This is a genomic window from Salinibacterium sp. GXW1014 (genome assembly GCF_044769865.1).
GTDB lineage: Bacteria > Actinomycetota > Actinomycetes > Actinomycetales > Microbacteriaceae > Homoserinimonas.
Window position 1 is genome coordinate 1,779,277 of record NZ_JBIZWA010000001.1, and the last position, 16,805, is coordinate 1,796,081.

17 protein-coding genes are annotated in these 16,805 nt (G+C 68.6%); 10 read left to right on the forward strand and 7 right to left on the reverse strand.

The features are described 5' to 3' along the window. The first annotated feature begins 66 nt into the window (after positions 1-66). From ACIQK7_RS08770 to ACIQK7_RS08780, 3 genes are read left to right on the forward strand one after another with little or no spacing between them, the layout of a single operon-like run. Entirely contained in the window at positions 67-744 is a 678-nt protein-coding gene (locus ACIQK7_RS08770) for a response regulator transcription factor (RefSeq protein ID WP_147720509.1), read from the forward strand. Then, positions 734-1,978, forward strand: a complete 1,245-nt coding sequence (locus ACIQK7_RS08775; protein ID WP_403023424.1) for a sensor histidine kinase — start codon at positions 734-736, stop codon at positions 1,976-1,978. The genes ACIQK7_RS08770 and ACIQK7_RS08775 overlap by 11 nt, the downstream gene beginning before the upstream one ends. Continuing rightward, positions 1,975-3,024, forward strand: a complete 1,050-nt coding sequence (locus tag ACIQK7_RS08780; RefSeq protein WP_403023427.1) for a hypothetical protein — start codon at positions 1,975-1,977, stop codon at positions 3,022-3,024. The genes ACIQK7_RS08775 and ACIQK7_RS08780 overlap by 4 nt, the downstream gene beginning before the upstream one ends. 353 nt (positions 3,025-3,377) lie before the next feature. On the opposite strand, the gene ACIQK7_RS08785 is transcribed toward ACIQK7_RS08780, so the two are convergent. Both ACIQK7_RS08785 and ACIQK7_RS08790 read right to left on the reverse strand, forming a co-directional pair. Further along, a complete protein-coding gene (locus tag ACIQK7_RS08785; RefSeq protein WP_403023430.1) occupies positions 3,378-3,614 on the reverse strand; it encodes an acyl-CoA carboxylase epsilon subunit in 237 nt (78 codons plus the stop codon). Further along, positions 3,611-5,179: an acyl-CoA carboxylase subunit beta gene (locus ACIQK7_RS08790; protein WP_403024027.1), complete on the reverse strand. Its 1,569-nt coding sequence runs from the start codon at positions 5,177-5,179 to the stop codon at positions 3,611-3,613. The genes ACIQK7_RS08785 and ACIQK7_RS08790 overlap by 4 nt, the downstream gene beginning before the upstream one ends. A gap of 154 nt (positions 5,180-5,333) precedes the next feature. Here ACIQK7_RS08790 and ACIQK7_RS08795 point away from each other — a divergent pair, with 154 nt between their 5' ends. From ACIQK7_RS08795 to ACIQK7_RS08805, 3 genes are all read left to right on the forward strand, one after another. Further along, positions 5,334-6,128, forward strand: a complete 795-nt coding sequence (locus ACIQK7_RS08795; RefSeq protein ID WP_403023433.1) for a biotin--[acetyl-CoA-carboxylase] ligase — start codon at positions 5,334-5,336, stop codon at positions 6,126-6,128. Between the two features lie 3 nt (positions 6,129-6,131). Beyond that, the gene (locus ACIQK7_RS08800) at positions 6,132-6,674 is read left to right on the forward strand and encodes a PH domain-containing protein (protein ID WP_403023436.1); all 543 of its coding nucleotides are present in this window, start codon (positions 6,132-6,134) and stop codon (positions 6,672-6,674) included. A gap of 106 nt (positions 6,675-6,780) precedes the next feature. Continuing rightward, on the forward strand, positions 6,781-8,088 hold the full coding sequence (locus tag ACIQK7_RS08805) for a UDP-glucose dehydrogenase family protein (RefSeq protein WP_403023439.1): 1,308 nt from the start codon (positions 6,781-6,783) through the stop codon (positions 8,086-8,088). Here ACIQK7_RS08805 and ACIQK7_RS08810 read toward each other — a convergent pair. Then, on the reverse strand, positions 7,987-8,520 hold the full coding sequence (locus ACIQK7_RS08810; protein ID WP_403023442.1) for a GtrA family protein: 534 nt from the start codon (positions 8,518-8,520) through the stop codon (positions 7,987-7,989). The genes ACIQK7_RS08805 and ACIQK7_RS08810 overlap by 102 nt on opposite strands. A 163-nt stretch (positions 8,521-8,683) precedes the next feature. On the opposite strand from ACIQK7_RS08810, the gene ACIQK7_RS08815 reads away from it, so the two are divergent. The 4 genes from ACIQK7_RS08815 to ACIQK7_RS08830 all read left to right on the forward strand — a co-directional run bounded on the left by ACIQK7_RS08815 (position 8,684) and on the right by ACIQK7_RS08830 (position 12,800). After that, positions 8,684-9,808, forward strand: a complete 1,125-nt coding sequence (locus tag ACIQK7_RS08815) for a 5-(carboxyamino)imidazole ribonucleotide synthase (protein ID WP_403023445.1) — start codon at positions 8,684-8,686, stop codon at positions 9,806-9,808. A gap of 17 nt (positions 9,809-9,825) precedes the next feature. Further along, on the forward strand, positions 9,826-10,320 hold the full coding sequence (purE, locus tag ACIQK7_RS08820) for a 5-(carboxyamino)imidazole ribonucleotide mutase (protein WP_403023448.1): 495 nt from the start codon (positions 9,826-9,828) through the stop codon (positions 10,318-10,320). Between the two features lie 3 nt (positions 10,321-10,323). After that, complete coding sequence (locus tag ACIQK7_RS08825) at positions 10,324-11,673, forward strand: LCP family protein (protein WP_403023450.1); 1,350 nt, start codon at positions 10,324-10,326, stop codon at positions 11,671-11,673. 506 nt (positions 11,674-12,179) lie between these two features. Continuing rightward, positions 12,180-12,800: a hypothetical protein gene (locus tag ACIQK7_RS08830; protein ID WP_403023453.1), complete on the forward strand. Its 621-nt coding sequence runs from the start codon at positions 12,180-12,182 to the stop codon at positions 12,798-12,800. Positions 12,801-12,805: 5 nt separating this feature from the next. On the opposite strand, the gene ACIQK7_RS08835 is transcribed toward ACIQK7_RS08830, so the two are convergent. From ACIQK7_RS08835 to ACIQK7_RS08850, 4 genes are read right to left on the reverse strand one after another with little or no spacing between them, the layout of a single operon-like run. Further along, positions 12,806-13,978 (reverse strand): glycosyltransferase family 4 protein, encoded by a 1,173-nt coding sequence (locus ACIQK7_RS08835; RefSeq protein ID WP_403023455.1) that lies wholly within the window; start codon positions 13,976-13,978, stop codon positions 12,806-12,808. Then, positions 13,975-14,829 (reverse strand): dTDP-4-dehydrorhamnose reductase, encoded by an 855-nt coding sequence (rfbD, locus tag ACIQK7_RS08840; RefSeq protein ID WP_403023458.1) that lies wholly within the window; start codon positions 14,827-14,829, stop codon positions 13,975-13,977. Before rfbD ends, ACIQK7_RS08835 begins: the two co-directional genes overlap by 4 nt. Next, the gene (gene rfbB / locus ACIQK7_RS08845; RefSeq protein ID WP_403023460.1) at positions 14,829-15,824 is read right to left on the reverse strand and encodes a dTDP-glucose 4,6-dehydratase; all 996 of its coding nucleotides are present in this window, start codon (positions 15,822-15,824) and stop codon (positions 14,829-14,831) included. The genes rfbD and rfbB overlap by 1 nt, the downstream gene beginning before the upstream one ends. 33 nt (positions 15,825-15,857) lie before the next feature. Beyond that, positions 15,858-16,736 (reverse strand): glycosyltransferase family 2 protein, encoded by an 879-nt coding sequence (locus tag ACIQK7_RS08850; protein WP_403023463.1) that lies wholly within the window; start codon positions 16,734-16,736, stop codon positions 15,858-15,860. Between the last annotated feature and the right edge of the window lie 69 nt (positions 16,737-16,805).

Genomic DNA, 16,805 nt, shown 5'->3' on the forward strand with positions numbered 1-16,805 from the left:
GTCTAGGCTTGGTGAGGGCGACGTTTGCCGCCCGAAGGTTCAGACGCAAGCGAAAGATCCAACCCGATGAATGCAACCCCAGCGTCGCCCGTGAGGGTGTCGGTCGTGGACGACCACGAGTCGGTCAGGCTCGGCCTGCGCTCAGCGTGCATCGAGGCAGGCTACGAGTTCCTCGTCGCCGCGGCATCCGTCTCGGAGTTCGAGCGGGAGCTCGCTGGCCGCGAGAATGATGTGGTCGTGCTCGACCTGTCGCTCGGCGATGGTTCGACCGTCACAGAGAACGTCAAGCGCGTGCAGGCCACCGGCTCCGCCGTGCTCGTGCACAGCATCGCCGACCGCGTCGCGCTCGTGCGTGAGGCGCTCGCCGCAGGGGCGGCCGGTGTCATCCCCAAGTCCTCCGCGACGCAGATCGTCATGACGGCGGTCGAGACCGTCGCGAGGGGCGAGGTGCTCAACAATTTGGAGTGGGCGACCGCGATTGACGCGGACAGCGACTTCGCCAAGGCCCAGCTCGGGCGTCGCGAGCGCGAGATCCTGCACCTCTACGCCTCGGGCCTGCCGCTCAAGCTTGCGGCCGAGAAGCTCGGCATCGGCTACTCGACCGCGCGCGAGTACCTCGACCGCATCCGCATGAAGTACGTGGAGGTCGGGCGTCCCGCGCCCACCAAGGTGGACCTGCTGCGCCGGGCTGTCGAAGACGGCATCCTGCCCAGCATGGATGTCGACACGCTCAATGGCGCCTGAGCGCCCGGTCGCGCTCCCACCCCAGCCGGGGCAGAAGCATCCGAGACGCCCCATCAGCGTGGCGAGCCTCGAGGTCGTCATCGCGCGCGCCGTCGCCCTCTTCGGGATCCTGTTCGGAGCGCAGACCCTGCCAGCGGCACTCGGCCAGCGTGCGCTGATCGATCCCGTCTGGTGGACCGTGATGGTCGTCGCGTTCTACGGCGCGCTCCTCGCGAGCGGTGTCGCGTCGATCCTGCGCAAGGGGACGCGGCTCGCCAACGCGGCAATCGCGGTCGTGTTCCTGCTCTCGCTCGTCTTCTGGATCCCCGGTGTGGCGGAGGGCGGCTGGAGCGCGGTCGAGCGGCCCTGGGTGTGGTTCATGGTCACGGTCGCGACGGCGGCCGCGGCGGTCGCGTTCACGGTGTGGGCTGCCGCCATCTACCTGCTCGTCACGCCGATGCTCTACGGCATCCTGCGGCTCTCGGTCTTCGGCGGCAGCGCCGACCCCACCATCACGGCACTCGATGTGATCTATTCCGTGCTGCTGGGCGGCGCCGTGCTGGCGATCATCACGATGCTGCGCTCGGCCGCCGCCTCGGTCGACGCGGCCCAGTCGACCGCGCTCTCGCGCTACCTGGATGCCGTGGGCGAACACGCGCGGGAGGTGGAGCGCGTGCAGGTGGATGCGATCGTGCACGACACCGTCTTGAGCGCGTTTCTCTCGGCCGGCCGGGCCGAGACCGACGAGCACCGGCAGCAGGCGACGAGTCTCGCGAAGACCGCGATCGTGCACCTCAAGGCGGCCGAGTTGGCGCCGCCGGATGAACGGGGCGGCGTCTACGCGCAGGTCGTGGCGCGGCGCATCACCGAGACCCAGGCGCGGATGGGGCAGCCGTTCCACATCGAGATCGATGACCTTGGCGACACCGTTCTGCCCGTGCTCGCCGCCGAGTCCCTGTATTCGGCGACGAGGCAGGCGATGGTCAACAGCATCCAGCATGCAGGCGCCGAGGGTGTGTCGCGGTGGGTGACCATGCGACGTCGTGGGCTCGCGGGTGTGCGCATCGAGGTGGGCGATACCGGTGTCGGGTTCGTCGTCGAGGAGATCCCGTCCGAGCGGCTGGGCGTGCGGGTCTCGATCATCGACCGGATGCACGGAGCCGGCGGTGAGGCCAGAATCGAGTCCGCGCGCGGCGAGGGCACACTCGTCTTCATCGATTGGCCAGCCGAGACGGGGGAGGGGTCGAGCGCATGAACATCGCGGTGCCGAAGTTCGCGATCATCGCCCTCGGGGCCGTCTTCTCGGCGTACCAGCTCGTGCTCGCGGCATCCTCCCTCCCGGTCGGCAACCGCCCTGGCCAGGTCGTGCTCGCGATGGTGCTCTATGCGGTCGCCACGATCGTGAGCCTCGCGGTGGTCGACCGCCGCTTCACGCCGTGGATCGCGTCGGCGAACGTGCTCGTGGCCATCCTGCTGCCCGTGCTCGTGGCCACCCAGCTGCCGGAGGATCACGAGATCGGCTCCGACTACTCCACGTGGCACGTGGCGGCGGTCGGCGTGCTCATGGTCATCACCTCGGCCCGTGGCTTCCAGCTGCTCGCGTGGATCGGCGTCGGTACCCTCGTCGTGCAGTCGGTGCTGTGGGCCGGCGTGGGCTCGCTCGGTTCCCTCGGCGTGATCGGCAGCGTGCTCTGGGTCGGGGTCTCGCATATGCTGCAGCGCTCGCTCGCGAAGGCGGAGCGGGATGCGAAGGCGTACTCGGTCGCGGAGCGTGAGGCGGCCGAATGGCGCACCGCCCAGGAGGCACACCTCTCGGAGCGTCGCACGCGCCTGGGGCAGACGGCGCGGATGGCGCTCCCCATGCTTCGCCACATCGTTGCGAGCGAGGCGGTGCTCACGCCCGGGCAGCAGCGCGAGTGCATCTACCTCGAGGCGGCGATCCGCGACGAGATCAGGGGCCGCACGCTGCTCGATGATGCTGTTCGCGAGCAGGTCATGGCCGCCCGGCGGCGCGGCGCAACGGTCACCCTGCTCGACGAGGGCGGCCTCGACGACCTGCCGCCGGAGGAGAGCGAGCGGATCCACCGCGAGATCGCTGCCGCCATGCGATCGTCTGACGCGGACACGATCATCGTTCGCACCGTTGCGGATGAATCGGACGTCGCCGTGACCGTCGTGGGGCTCATGGCGAGCGGGGTGAACCTGCTTGGCCACTCCGATGCGGATGCCGATGATTCCGAGGTGGCGCTGTGGTTGGAGATTCCCCGCAGCGCTGCTGACGTCGTCGTGCAGGAGGGTTAACGGGCGAAGGGCCGGAACCTCGGTTCCGGCCCTTCAAGACCCCGGGTCAGGGCGATAACCCGAATATCGCCCTGACCCGCCCCCAATTCGTTAGCCCGCTTACCCTAGTCGGCTATCGAATGGTGGTGTGACTCTTGGAGTGACACCTAGCACTGTCTATGTTGCTTGCTCGAAACCATACAGCAAAGTCGTCATTTCGGGGGACGGTTGGGGGACAATTTTGCCAAATATCCCTGAAATACTGCGATGCGGCCGGGGTTCCGGCCCCACTTCGGGGTACGTATCGGGGGACAAATCTGATGTGAGCGCTCCCACGCTGATGCGTCGAGGGAGCGGAACGGCAGACCAGCTCGTCAGCCCGTGAAGGAGCGCCAGCTTCCCGGCACGAGGGGCGTTCGCAGGCCGCGGGCGCTGCGAGCCCAGGCATCCTGTCGGGGCGCAGGCAGCACCTGGCCCTGCTCGCGAAGCTCATCGATCGCCGACGTCACGACCGCGACGACCGCGGCGGCCTCGGCCGGGCTGGGATTGCCCGCAAGCACCGAGATCTCGGCAGGAGAGGTCGGCTCTGGGAGCGAGGAGCGATCGGTCACAGCGGGATGTTCCCGTGCTTCTTGGGCGGCATGCTCGCGCGCTTGGTCGCGAGGGTGCGGAGCGCCTTCGTCACGATGACGCGGGTCGCCGCGGGTTCGATGACCCCGTCGAGCTCGCCACGCTCAGCTGCAAGGAAGGGGCTCGCGACGTTGTAGGTGTACTCGTTGGCGAGGCGGGTGCGCACGGCCGCGACATCCTCGCCGTTGGCCTCCGCCTCCTTGAGCTCGCTGCGGTACAGGATGTTGACGGCGCCCTGCCCGCCCATGACAGCGATCTCGGCGGTGGGCCAGGCGTAGTTGAGGTCGGCGCCGAGTTGCTTCGAGCCCATGACGATGTAGGCACCGCCGTAGGCCTTGCGCGTGATGACCGTCACGAGCGGCACGGTCGCCTCGGCATAGGCGTAGAGGAGCTTGGCTCCGCGCCGGATGACGCCCGTCCACTCCTGGTCGGTGCCGGGCAGGTAGCCGGGCACGTCGACGAGCGTGAGGATCGGGATGTTGAAGGCGTCGCAGAAGCGCACGAAGCGTGCGGCTTTCTCTCCCGCCTCGATGTTGAGGGTGCCCGCCATGGCGTTGGGTTGGTTGGCGATGATGCCCACCGAGCGGCCCTCGACCCGGCCGAAGCCGACGACGATGTTGGGCGCGAAGAGCGGCTGCACCTCGAGGAAGTCGCCGCCGTCGACGATGTGCTCGATGATCGTGCCGACGTCGTAGGGCTGGTTGGGGCTGTCGGGGATGACGGCGTTGAGCTTGCGGTCGTCGTCGGTGATCTCGAGCTCGACCTCGCTCGCGTAGAGCGGCAGCTCGGCGAGGTTGTTGTCCGGGAGGAAGGAGAGAAGGGTGCGCGCGTAGTCGAGCGCGTCGTCCTCATCGCTCGCGAGGTAGTGCGAGACGCCCGAGACCTTGTTGTGGGTCAGCGCGCCGCCGAGCTCCTCCATGCCGACGTCCTCACCCGTGACGGTCTTGATGACATCGGGGCCGGTGACGAACATCTGGCTCGTCTTATCGACCATGATGACGAAGTCGGTGAGGGCGGGGGAGTAGACCGCGCCGCCGGCGGCGGGGCCCATGACGATCGAGATCTGCGGGATGACGCCGGAGGCCATCGTGTTGCGGCGGAAAATCTCGCCGTACTTGCCGAGGGCGACGACGCCCTCCTGGATGCGCGCGCCGCCAGAGTCGAGCATCCCGATGATGGGAATGCCGAGGCGAAGGGCGAGGTCCATGACCTTGATGATCTTCTCGCCCGCGACCTCGCCGAGGGAGCCACCGAAGATCGTGAAGTCCTGCGCGTAGACGGCCACATGGCGACCGTGGATCGTGCCGGTGCCGGTCACGACCGCGTCACCGTAGGGGCGCGACTTGTCCATACCGAAGGCGTGCGTGCGGTGGCGCACGAACTCGTCGAGCTCGACGAAGGAGCCCGGGTCGAGCAACTGCTCGATCCGCTCGCGGGCGGTCTTCTTGCCCTTGGCATGCTGCTTCTTGATCGCGGCCTCGCCGCTCGCGGTCACGGCCTCGTGGTAGCGAACCTTGAGGTCGGCGAGCTTGTCGGCCGTCGTCATGGGCGTCACGCTCGACTGCTCGGCTGCGGCGGGAACAGGAGTGGGGGCGTCGTTGTCGGCAGTCACCCGCATCACTTTACCGGCCACCCCTCCCCGGGCTTGGGAGGTTTGCGACAAAAGCCTTGGAGGTTCACTGCCCCGATACGCTAAACGGATGCTGCTGCCACTGAGTCGCGCCGAGGCCACCGTTCTCGAGTTCCTGCCCGAGTGCGGGTCGACCAACACGGAACTGGTGGCACGGGCATCCGCTGGTGCCGAGCACTTCACGGTCGTCGCGACGGATTCGCAGACCTCGGGTCGCGGCCGTCTCGGGCGCACCTGGGTGGCCCCGCCGGGGCAGACGCTCGCGGTCTCGGTGCTGCTGCGGCCGAGCTTCGGCACGGATGCCTGGGGCTGGCTTCCCCTCGTCGCGGGCCTCGCGATGGCGCGCGCCGTGCGGTCGGTGCTGCCCGGCGACGATGACCGGCCGGTTGCCGTGAAGTGGCCCAACGATGTGCTCGTTCGCGGGCAGAAGGTCTCGGGGCTCCTCGCAGAGGTCGCGCCGAGCAACGGCGGAGCGGCCGTCGTGCTGGGGGCGGGACTGAACCTGACGATTCCCGAAGACGCCCTCCCGATCGAGACGGCGACCTCCCTCACGCTCGAGGGGGCCGAGGCCGACGATCTCTTGGACCGTGCGCTCTCCGTCTACCTGCGCGAGTTGCGGGAGCTGTACTCCGCGCTGCAGGAGCACGACGGGGATGCGGAGCGCAGTGGCATCCGCTCGCTCGTCTCGGAGGAGTGCGCGACGCTCGGCCGTCGGGTGCGCGTGACCCTGCCGGGAGATGAGACGGTCATGGCACTCGCGGTAGAGATCGACGAGGCGGGGCGGCTCGTGATCGAGCGGGACGACCGACCCGGAACGCGGCAGGTGGTTGCCGCCGGTGACGTGAGCCACGTGAGGTATGAATAAGGGATGTCCACCGAGTTCGCGGATCCGGCGCCCCCAAGCGAGCGAGTGCTCGCGCGCCTGCGGCCACACGCCCGCGCACTCTTCTGGCCGAGTCTCATCCTCATCGCAGGAGCCGGGGCGCTCGCCTACTTCTCCGAGGCGTTCCCCGAACCGTGGCAGAACGCGCTCCTCCTCGGGCTCGGCAGCCTCGCTCTCACGCTGATCTGGCTCATTCCCCTCCTGCGCTGGCTCGCGAGCCGCACCGTCATCACGACCCGGCGCATCGTCATCCGTCGGGGGCTGTCGACGCGCACGCGGCAGGAACTGCTGCACAGCAGGGGCTACGACATCACGGTGCGGCAGCGGGCACTGCAGTCGATGTTCGGCAGCGGCGACGTGCTCATCAACTCGGGACTCGAGCATCCGGTCGTGCTGCGCGATGTGCCGGGCGCGCAGCTCGTGCAGGGTGCGCTGCACGACCTCATGGAGAAGAACATGAACCCCATCGCGGCACGCCGACAGCAGGACGCATCACACGCGAATGATGAGACGACGGCCTGGAACTGACCACGGCCGGTAACCCGGGTGAGGTAGGTTGCCCTCATTCGGATGCAGTGACGCGCCGGGGTGCGACACCGCCGCCCCCGGCGCTCGGCCTGGAGAGGGAGACGGCGTGAAGATCTCGGTCATCGGTTGTGGGTACCTGGGAGCCGTCCACGCGGCCTGCATGGCAGAGATCGGCCATGAGGTCGTCGGCATCGACGTCGACGAGCACAAGATCGAGCTGCTCGCCGAGGGCCGGCCGCCCTTCTATGAGCCAGGGCTGCCCGAGCTCCTGACGACCGCGAGCGCGTCAGGCCGCCTGTCGTTCAGCACGGATGTCTCGGCCGTCGCATCCGCCCGCGTGCACTTCATCGCGGTCGGCACGCCTCAGCTCGACGGCAGCAACGCCGCCGACCTCACCTACGTGCACGCCGCTGTCGAGTCGCTCCTTCCACACCTGAAGCCCGGCGACCTCGTCGTCGGCAAGTCGACCGTGCCCGTCGGCACGGCCGCCGGAGTGTATGAGCGCATCCGCGAGGCCGCACCCGGTGCCTCCCTCGCCTGGAATCCGGAGTTCCTGCGCGAGGGCTTCGCTGTGAAGGACACGATCGCGCCCGACCGGCTCGTCTACGGGCTCGCCCCCGGCGACGACACGGCCGAGGGCCTGCTCGACGAGGTCTACGCGGCCGCCCTCGCGAATGGCTCGCCCAAGGTCGTCACCGACTTCGCGACCGCGGAACTGGTGAAGGTCTCGGCCAACGCCTTCCTCGCGACCAAGATCTCCTTCATCAACGCCATGGCCGAGGTCGCCGAGGCGACGGGGGCGGATGTCACGGCGCTCGCCGACGCGATCGGCCACGACGCCCGCATCGGTCGCCGCTTCCTCAACGCCGGGCTCGGCTTCGGCGGTGGCTGCCTCCCCAAGGACATCCGTGCCTTCATGGCGCGCGCTGAGGAGCTCGGAGTCGACCAGGCGCTCTCCTTCCTGCAGGAGGTCGACGCGATCAACCTGCGCCGCCGCGAGCGGATGGTCGACCTCGCGAAGGAGGTCGTCGGCGGCGACGTGCGGGGCAAGCGCATCGCCGTGCTGGGGCTCGCCTTCAAGCCCGACTCGGATGACGTGCGCGACTCGCCAGCCCTCGACGTTGCGCTGCGCCTGACCGAACTCGGCGCCGACGTCGTCGCCACCGACCCTCAGGCCCTCAATACCGCGCTCCGCCGTAAGCCCGACCTCGCCGTCGCGCGGACGGCCTCGCAGGCCGCCGAGGGAGCGGATGCCGTGCTCCTCCTCACCGAGTGGCGCGAGTACCGCGAACTCGACCCGGCGGCGCTCGCGTCAGTCGTTCGCGTGCCGGCGATCGTCGACGGGCGCAACTGCCTGGACCCGGTGCAGTGGCGCGACGCCGGATGGCACTACCGGGCGCTCGGCCGCCCCTGAGGCTGCCGGCTCAGCGAAGACCCACGTGCGGTAGAGCCAGAATCGGAACACCATGCCGAGCGCGAGCCCGACGACGTTGGTCGACACGTTGTCGGCCAGGAGGCTCGTGAAGCCGAGCAGGTAGTGCGAGACCCAGAGGCAGGTGAGCGGGATGCCCATGGCCGCAATGCTCACGGCGGCGAAGCGCAGGCCCTCGCCGACGGGATGGGCACGCTGCTCGCGGTGGAAGGTCCAGTAGCGGTTGCCGAGCCAGTTCGCGAGGATCGCGACGGAGGTGGAGATGACCTTCGCCGCGACGGGACCCTCGTGCAGCACCTCGGGTGAGAGCACTGTGAGGCGCAGCACGTTGAAGAGTGTCACGTCGATCACGAGGCCCACCGTGCCGACCACACCGAAGCGGGCGAGCTGCGCGAAGAGGCGACTCTGCAGCATCCGGCCGACCCGTGCCGTGGTGCTCGGTACGCTGCGCAAAGTGGGGACCCCGTGGATAGGCGAAGATGGTGTGTGGCGGTTCGCAGTCTAACCGCCGACATCCGCCCGTTCACTGTGCAGGAACGGGCTGTGCGAACGCTGCTCGTCGACCCCAGGAGATCCCATGACCTTGACCGTCGGTGTAATCGGGGGCGGGCAGCTTGCCCGCATGATGATCCCCGCAGCGACCCACCTGGGCATCGGGCTGCGGGTCTTCGCTGAGACGGAGGGCAGCCCCGCCGGGCTCGCCGCGACCGCCGTCGGCGACTACCGCGACGCCGATCAGGTGCTGCGCTGGGCGGAGGGGCTCGACGCCGTGACCTTCGACCACGAGCACGTTCCCCAGGCGGTGCTGCAGCGCCTCGTCGAGTTGGGCGTGCCGGTGCGGCCCGGCCCGCACGCACTCCTGTACGCGCAGGACAAGCTCCTCATGCGCGAGCGGCTCGGCCAGCTCGGGCTGCCCATGCCCGAGTGGGCCGCCGTATCGACCGAGGCGGAACTCGACGAGTTCATCGAGGCCCACGGGGGAGCGGCCGTCGTCAAGACGCCGCGGGGCGGCTACGACGGCAAGGGGGTCAAGGTCGTGCGCCGCGGCCACGAGGCCATCGCCTGGTTCGAGGATGCCGCGGTCGGCGCCCTGCTCGTGGAGGAGCTCGTCGAGTTCCGCCGCGAGCTCGCACAGTCGGTGGCGCGCCGCCCCTCGGGCGCGATCGCGGCGTGGCCCGTCGTCGAGAGCGTGCAACAGAACGGCGTCTGCGCTGAGGTCATCGCCCCGGCCCCACGCTCGATGGGCAAGCTGTCGGATGTCGCGGAACAGATCGCCGTCACCGTCGCCGAGGGCCTCGACGTCACGGGTGTGCTCGCCGTCGAGCTCTTCGAGACGACCGACGAGCGCCTGCTCGTCAACGAGCTCGCGATGCGTCCCCACAACAGCGGCCACTGGAGCATCGAGGGGTCCACCACGAGCCAGTTCGAGCAGCACCTCCGGGCCGTGCTCGACCTCCCGCTCGGCGGCACCGGATGTCGCGACCCCTGGTCAGTCATGGTGAATGTGCTCGGCGGCCCCATGGGTGAGTCCCTGGACTCGCGCTATTCGCGGGCGATGGGGGGGCATCCGCTCGTCAAGTTCCACTCCTACGGCAAGGAGTCGCGCCCCGGCCGCAAGGTCGGCCACGTCTCGATGGGCGGCGACGACCTCGACGATGTCGTCTATCAGGCGCGCGCGGCTGCCGAGATGCTCGCCTCCTAGCCGCTACTATCGTGCCCATGCCTTCACCGCTCGTGTCGATCATCATGGGCTCCGACTCCGACTGGCCCGTCATGGGCGAAGCGGCGGCGGTGCTCAGCGAGTTCGGCGTGCCCCATGAGGTTGAGGTCGTCTCGGCGCACCGCACGCCCGACAAGATGATCTCCTTCGGCCGTGAGGCGGCCGGCCGGGGCATCCGTGCGATCATCGCGGGTGCCGGCGGGGCAGCGCACCTGCCGGGCATGGTCGCCTCCGTCACGACGCTGCCGGTCATCGGCGTGCCCGTGCCGCTCGCGCGACTCGATGGCATGGACTCCCTGCTCTCGATCGTGCAGATGCCCGCCGGCATCCCCGTCGCGACCGTCTCCATCGGGGGAGCGAAGAACGCCGGTCTGCTCGCGCTTCGCATCCTTGGCTCGACGGATGCCGCGATCGCCGGGCAGCTCGCGCAGTACTCCCGTGACCTCGAGCACATCGTCGAGGAGAAGAACACCGCGCTGAAGGCACGCCTCTAGCCCGTGGCATCCGCAGCACGCAGCGTGCACTCGGCGAGGCCGACCGTGCGCCACCCCGACACCAGCTCGCGAGAGGTGATGACGGCGAGGGCGTGGTGGCTGGTCGCGCTCAACGTGCTCATCCCGGGCTCGGCCCAGTTGTTGGCAGGCAACCGCCGCCTGGGCCGCTTCGGTGTCTCGGCGACCTTCGTGCTGTGGGCGGTCGCGCTCCTCGCGCTGGTCGTGTTCCTGGTGAACAGCTCGGTGCTGCTGACCCTCGCGACGAACCCGATCGCGCTCACGGTCGGTCAGGTGCTGCTCGGCGCATACGCCGTGCTCTGGGTAGTCCTCACGCTCGACGCCCTGCGGCTGGTCAGGCTTGTGAAGGCCTCGCCGGGTGCTCGGCCGTTCCTGGCCGGCGTCGCGGTCGTCGCCCTCGTCCTGACGGCGGGTGGGGCCGCATACGGTGCACACCTCGCGGGCGTGGCGCGCGACGCGATCGTCTCGGTGTTCCAGAGCGGTGACTACGCCGAGCCGGTCGATGGTCGCTACAACATCCTCCTCCTCGGCGGGGACGCGGGAGCCGACCGGGAGGGCCTGCGACCCGACAGCATCTCCGTCGTGAGCGTCGACGCCGAGACCGGCGCGACGACGATCATCGGCGTGCCGCGCAACTTCGAGCGGGCCACCTTCTCCGAGGGCTCGCCCATGTTCGAGGCCTACCCGAACGGCTACGACTGCGGCGACGAATGCCTCATCAGCTACCTCTACACGATGGGCGAACAGCACTCGGAGCTGTATCCGGATGCCGAGGCGAACGGCAGCAACGCCGGCCTTGAGGCGATGCGCGACGCCGTCGAGGGCGTCACCGGCCTGCACCTGCACTACTACGTGCTGATCGACATGCAGGGGTTCCAGCAGCTCATCGACGCGCTCGGCGGTGTCGAGATCGAGGTGCCGGAGCGCCTGGCATACGGGCCGGTCACGAGCCCAACCCCCTTCGGCTACTTCGAGGCAGGGCCGCAACGCATGAACGGCGAGCAGGCGCTCTGGTACGCGCGCTCCCGCTTCGACGGCAACGACCTCGAGCGCATGGAACGCCAGCGCCAGGTGCAGCAGGCCATCATCACGCAGATGGAGCCGACGAACGTCGTCAACAAGTTCCAGGCGGTCGCCGACGCCGGGACCCAGGTCGTGAAGACCGACATCCCCGATGTCATGATCAGCGTCCTCGTCGACCTCGCTGGCAAGTCGCGCGAGCATGCGATCGCCACGCTCGAACTCGTTCCCGACTCGGGCGTCGACACGATCTACCCCGACTACGCGTCGATCCACGCGATCGTGCAGGACTCGCTGGTGCGCCCCGCGGAGTAGCCGGCGTCAGCAATCTCCGATATGTGATCGTTGCCTCAAGCCCCTGTGGGGAGGGGCCATCGGACTGGCAGTATCCAAGCATGTCTCGAATGCTGAAGGTCCTCGCCATGCCTGTCTCAGTCGCTGCCGTCCTTTCCTTGGCCGCGTGCGGCACGAGCACAGCGAGTTCAACGCCACCATCGCCCGAACCAGTCGCGCAAGGCGAATCGACAACCGCGCCTCAGCCTGCGTGGGATCTCGGATGCGACGACCTAGTGGGTACGGAGGAATTCGACCTGCTGGGAATCCAGGGCGCATCACTCGACCTAGCTGACCCGGCCCTCAACAGCTCGGTTCCCAGCTCGTACGTGATTCGCACCGTGGGAGGGATCGCGTGCCAGTGGGGGGACTCGCCTAAGGGCAGCTCCAGCGCCGCAGTGGAGATAACGATCCTGCCCCAAGCTCAGGCTGAGTGGGACCACCCGTGGCATGTCCCGGCGGAACCCCAGTGCGTGGACAGCGCTTGCGTGGGCGACCTCCTGAGCGAGGAGGGCGACTGGATTCGCATCTCCGCCCACGGCGCAGGGGCCGATTCCGCGGATTTTGCCGCCCTCGCAGAGGGTGTGGCGGATTCGCTCGCGTCAGCAGCGCGCAATGATGTGAGTGTGCCCTCGCAGGACCTCGCTGCGACATGTGACGACATCGCGGACATCGACCTCATCCGCGGCACCCTCGAGACGAATACCCCACTCATGTTCGCCGGAGGAGGGGGCGGGTGGTCACCCCGGTCGGCCGCGCAGTCGATGGCTGGCCTCCCAGGCATCCCGTCCTGCGGCATCTCCGCCGCGTCGAATGACCTCGCGGCGTACGGCACCATCGACTGGCTGCAGGAGGCTGAATGGGCGTTCGACAGCGCTGGAGTTGAGGAGCTTGAGAACGTCAGCGTCCCAGGCGCCCGGGAAGATTCGGGCTACGCGACGTGCGATGAGGCAGACGACTCCTGCTCCGTGCACTTCGTGCTCGACGGCAACTGGGTCATCGTCACCGCAGTCGCGCTCCAGCTGCCGTTTGACGACCCAACTATCCAGGCTTCCGAAGTCGCTCCGCGAGACGCGGCGCTGGCTATCGCTGCTCTGGTATCGCAGTAACGGCGTCAGAGTTCGGCGTGCAGGTTCCAGACCTCGCGCGCCGCGGAGTCCCACGCGTAGGCGCGTGAGCGGTCCTGCCCGAGCAACGACAGTCGCGATGCTCGCTCCTTGTCGCTCACGACGTCGCTGATCGCGCGGGCGAGCCGTGCCGGGTATTCCGAGTCGTCGGATGCCTCGACCGCGACACCGGCGTCGGCCGCGACTTCAACAACCGAAGGGTCGTCGGAGTGCACGACGGGTACCCCAAAGCTGAATGCTTCGATGACGGGGAGCGGGAAGCCGCCGGAGACGCTCGGGTGCACGAATGCGCTGGCGCGCGCAATGACGACCGCGAGGTCGGCGTCGGGCAGAAAGCCGAGCGTGCGCACCCGGTCGGGCGCGAGTCCGTGGTCGGCGGCGACCGCCGCGACATCGACACCACCCCAGCCCTCCGGTCCCGCGATGAGGAGCGGGAGATCGACGGAGTCCCGGTGCGCGAGTGATGCGATGAGTGCACCGAGGCGCTTGCGAGGCTCGAGGGTCCCCGCGGTGAGGATGTAACGCTCCGGCAGGTCGAGGGCCTCGGCACGGGCATCCGCATCGACCGGTGTCGCGAGCTTGCTGCTCACGGCACCGCCGATGACGCGGATGCGGTCGCCGAAATTATGGGTCTCGTTGAGTTGCTCGGCCACCGCGTGCGTCGGCGTGATGACGGCGTCGGCGTAGCGGTGAGCCCGCTTGACCATGGCCCGCAGCAGCGCGGCCCGGCCCTTGGGGAGGGCGTCCGGATGCGTCCAGGCGGTCACGTCGTGCACGGTCACGACCGTCTGGTTGCCCGGTTCGTTGATGCGATCGTGCCTGCCGAGCGGAGCGACGGCATTCGCGCTGTGGAGCATGCCCTTGGCGCTCCGGATCTCGCCGTTCCCCGTGCGCCCGGGGAACGTGGTCACGCCCGCCCGCCAGGCGAGGTGGAGCTCGCGGCGCGGCAGGGGCAACTCGATTAGCTCTTCCAGGCCGGGAAGCAGCGTCGTGAGCCGTTCGCGATCCTCGGCTGGCGATCGCGGGATGACCCCTGCGACGGCACAGCCGTCCGGTGCGACCTCGATCAATGCGCGGGCAAGTTCCTCCGTATAGCGACCGATACCGCCCGGCACGGGCGCCGTGACGGGGTCAAGGAGCACGCGCAGGGTCGTCGTCATGACGCGCTCGCAACTCCAGTGGCCAATGCCTCCGCGAGGGCCTCCTGCCAGGAGCGCATGGGGGAGAGACCGGCATCTGCCCAGCGAGCGTGGCCGAGCACCGAGTAGGCGGGGCGCGCAGCGGGGCGCACGAAGGACGCGCTGTCGGTGGGCAGCACGCGCTCGGGGTCGAGGCCGCTCAGGCGGAAGATCTCGCGCGTGAAGCCGAACCAGCTCGTCTGACCGCCGTTGGTGCCGTGGTAGGCGCCAGCCGGCGCATCCGAATTGATCAGCGCTGCGATCTGGCGCGCGAGGTCGAGCGTCCACGTGGGCTGTCCGACCTGGTCGTCGACGACGCTCAAGGTCTCGCGGTCTGCGGCCAGGCGCAGCATCGTCTTGACGAAGTTCGGCCCGTGCTCGCCGTAGAGCCATGCCGTGCGCACGATGTAGGTGCTGTCGGGGTGTGCGGCGAGGGCGAGCCGCTCGCCCTCCGCCTTGGTGCGCCCGTAGGCGTTCTTGGGGTCGATCGGAGCGTCCTCGGGGTAGGGCTCGCTCGCGTCTCCGGCGAAGACGTAATCGGTCGAGACCGTCACGAAGCGCGCGCCGTGCCGCGCCGCCGCCGTCGCGAGGTTGCCTGTGCCCGTCGCGTTGACGGCGAAGGCGTCATCCTCGTGCGTCTCCGCGTCGTCCACCTTCGTGTAGGCGGAAGCGTTGATGATGACGTCGTGACCTTCGGATGCCGCGAGCACGGCGTCGAGGTCGGTCACGTCGAGTTCAGCGCGGCCCAGTGCCGTGACATCCGTGCCGGCCAGTACCGTCTGCAGGTCGCGGCCGAGCATCCCGTTCGCGCCGGCGATGAGGATGCGCGACATCACTGTCCCTGCGCCTTGTAGCGGGCCTCGGTCGCGTCCTTCTGCGGCGCCCACCAGTGCTCGTTCTCGCGGTACCACTCGATCGTGGCGGCAAGACCGGCCTCGAAGTCGGAGTAGGCGGGTGTCCACCCGAGTTCGGTGCGCAGGCGCGTCGAGTCGATCGCGTAGCGCAGATCGTGGCCGGGGCGGTCGTTCACGTGGTCGTAAGCGTCGGCGGGCTGGCCGAGCTGCGTGAGGATGAGCTCGACGACGTCCTTGTTGTTCTTCTCCCCGTCGGCGCCGATCAGGTAGGTCTCGCCGATCTCACCCTTCTCGAGGATCACCAGCACGGCGGAGGAGTGGTCATCCGCGTGGATCCAGTCACGCACGTTCTCGCCAGTGCCGTAGAGCTTGGGGCGCTCGCCGCGGAGCACGTTCGTGATCTGGCGGGGGATGAACTTCTCGACGTGCTGGTAGGGCCCGTAGTTGTTGGAACAGTTCGAGATGGTCGCCTTGACGCCGAAGGAACGCACCCACGCCCGCACCAGCAGGTCGCTGCCAGCCTTGGTCGAGGAGTAGGGGCTCGAGGGGTTGTAGGGCGTGTGCTCCGTGAAGCGCTTCGGGTCATCGAGCTCGAGGTCGCCATAGACCTCATCGGTCGAGATGTGGTGGAAACGGATGCCGTGCTTGCGTGCCGCCTCCAGCAGCGTGTAGGTGCCGATGATGTTGGTGTCGAGGAAGGGCCGCGGGTCGTCGAGCGAGTTGTCGTTGTGGCTCTCGGCGGCGTAGTGGACGACGGCATCGTGGCGGGAGAACAGCTCGTCGACGAGTTCAGCGTCGCAGATGTCGCCCTGCACGAACTCGAAACGGTCCTTCGGAAGGCCTTCCAGCGACGCCAGGTTGCCGGCGTAGGTCAGTTTGTCGAGCACCGTGACACTGTGGTCGGTCTCGCTGAGCACGTGGTGCACGAAGTTGGAACCGATGAACCCGGCTCCGCCGGTGACGAGCATCTTCATAAGGGGTGTGCCTCCTTGGCGGTCCCCCAGATTCTAGCCGCGCGCCATCCGGCGCTTCATGAGAGCGGAGCGCATGCTGAGCCCCGCGCGGAGCGCGAGCCGCACGGGCAGGAGGAGCGGCCCCGAGTACTTCTTGTCGAGGAAGCGGCGGGCGCTGTCGTGGTGCGCCTGGATCATCGCGCCGGAGTCTGAGGTTGTGGAGTGGGCGCCCGTGTGGGTGACGACTGCGGCGGGCTCGTAGACGTTGCGGTAGCCGTGGCGGCCCAGACGGTAGCCGAGGTCGACGTCCTCGAAGTACATGAAGAACTCGGGGTCGAAGCCACCGACCTCGTCCCAGGCGGAGCGGCGCACGAGCAGGCAGGAGCCGGAGAGCCAGCCGGCGTCCGAACGCACGCTCGTGTTGACAGTGTCGTCACGGTAGCGGCGTGTCCAGGGGTTGCCGACCCAGAGGTTCGCAAAGAGGGCGTGCCCAACTCCCGTGCGGAGTGACGGCACCGCTCGTGCCGAGGGATACAACTCGCCCTCCGCGGTCAAGGTCGCCGGGCCGACCGCGCCGATGCGGGCATCCTCGTCCGCTGTCGTGACGAGCGTGTCGATCGCGCCGGCGCTCATCACGAGGTCGGGGTTGCTCACGAGCACCCATTCGACGGATGCGTCGAGGGACTTCACCGCGGCGTTGATCGCCGCGCCGTACCCCACGTTGGTGGGGAGGGCGATATGACGGGCGCCGTGCTGCGCGACCAGCGCCGCGACATCCTCTGGTCCGTTCGCCTTGTTGTCCGCCACGACGACCTCGATGTCACCTGTGACCGCATCTGGAATGGAGTCAAGGAAGGCTGGAAGCACATCGGCCGAACCGTAGCTCACCGTCACGACGGCGACGCGGGGTCGGAAGGAGGGCGAGGTGGACATGACCGACCCATCCTAGACGGCTCCACGGCTGGCTTAGGCTAGATTGTTCGATGGCCGACCCGGGCCCTC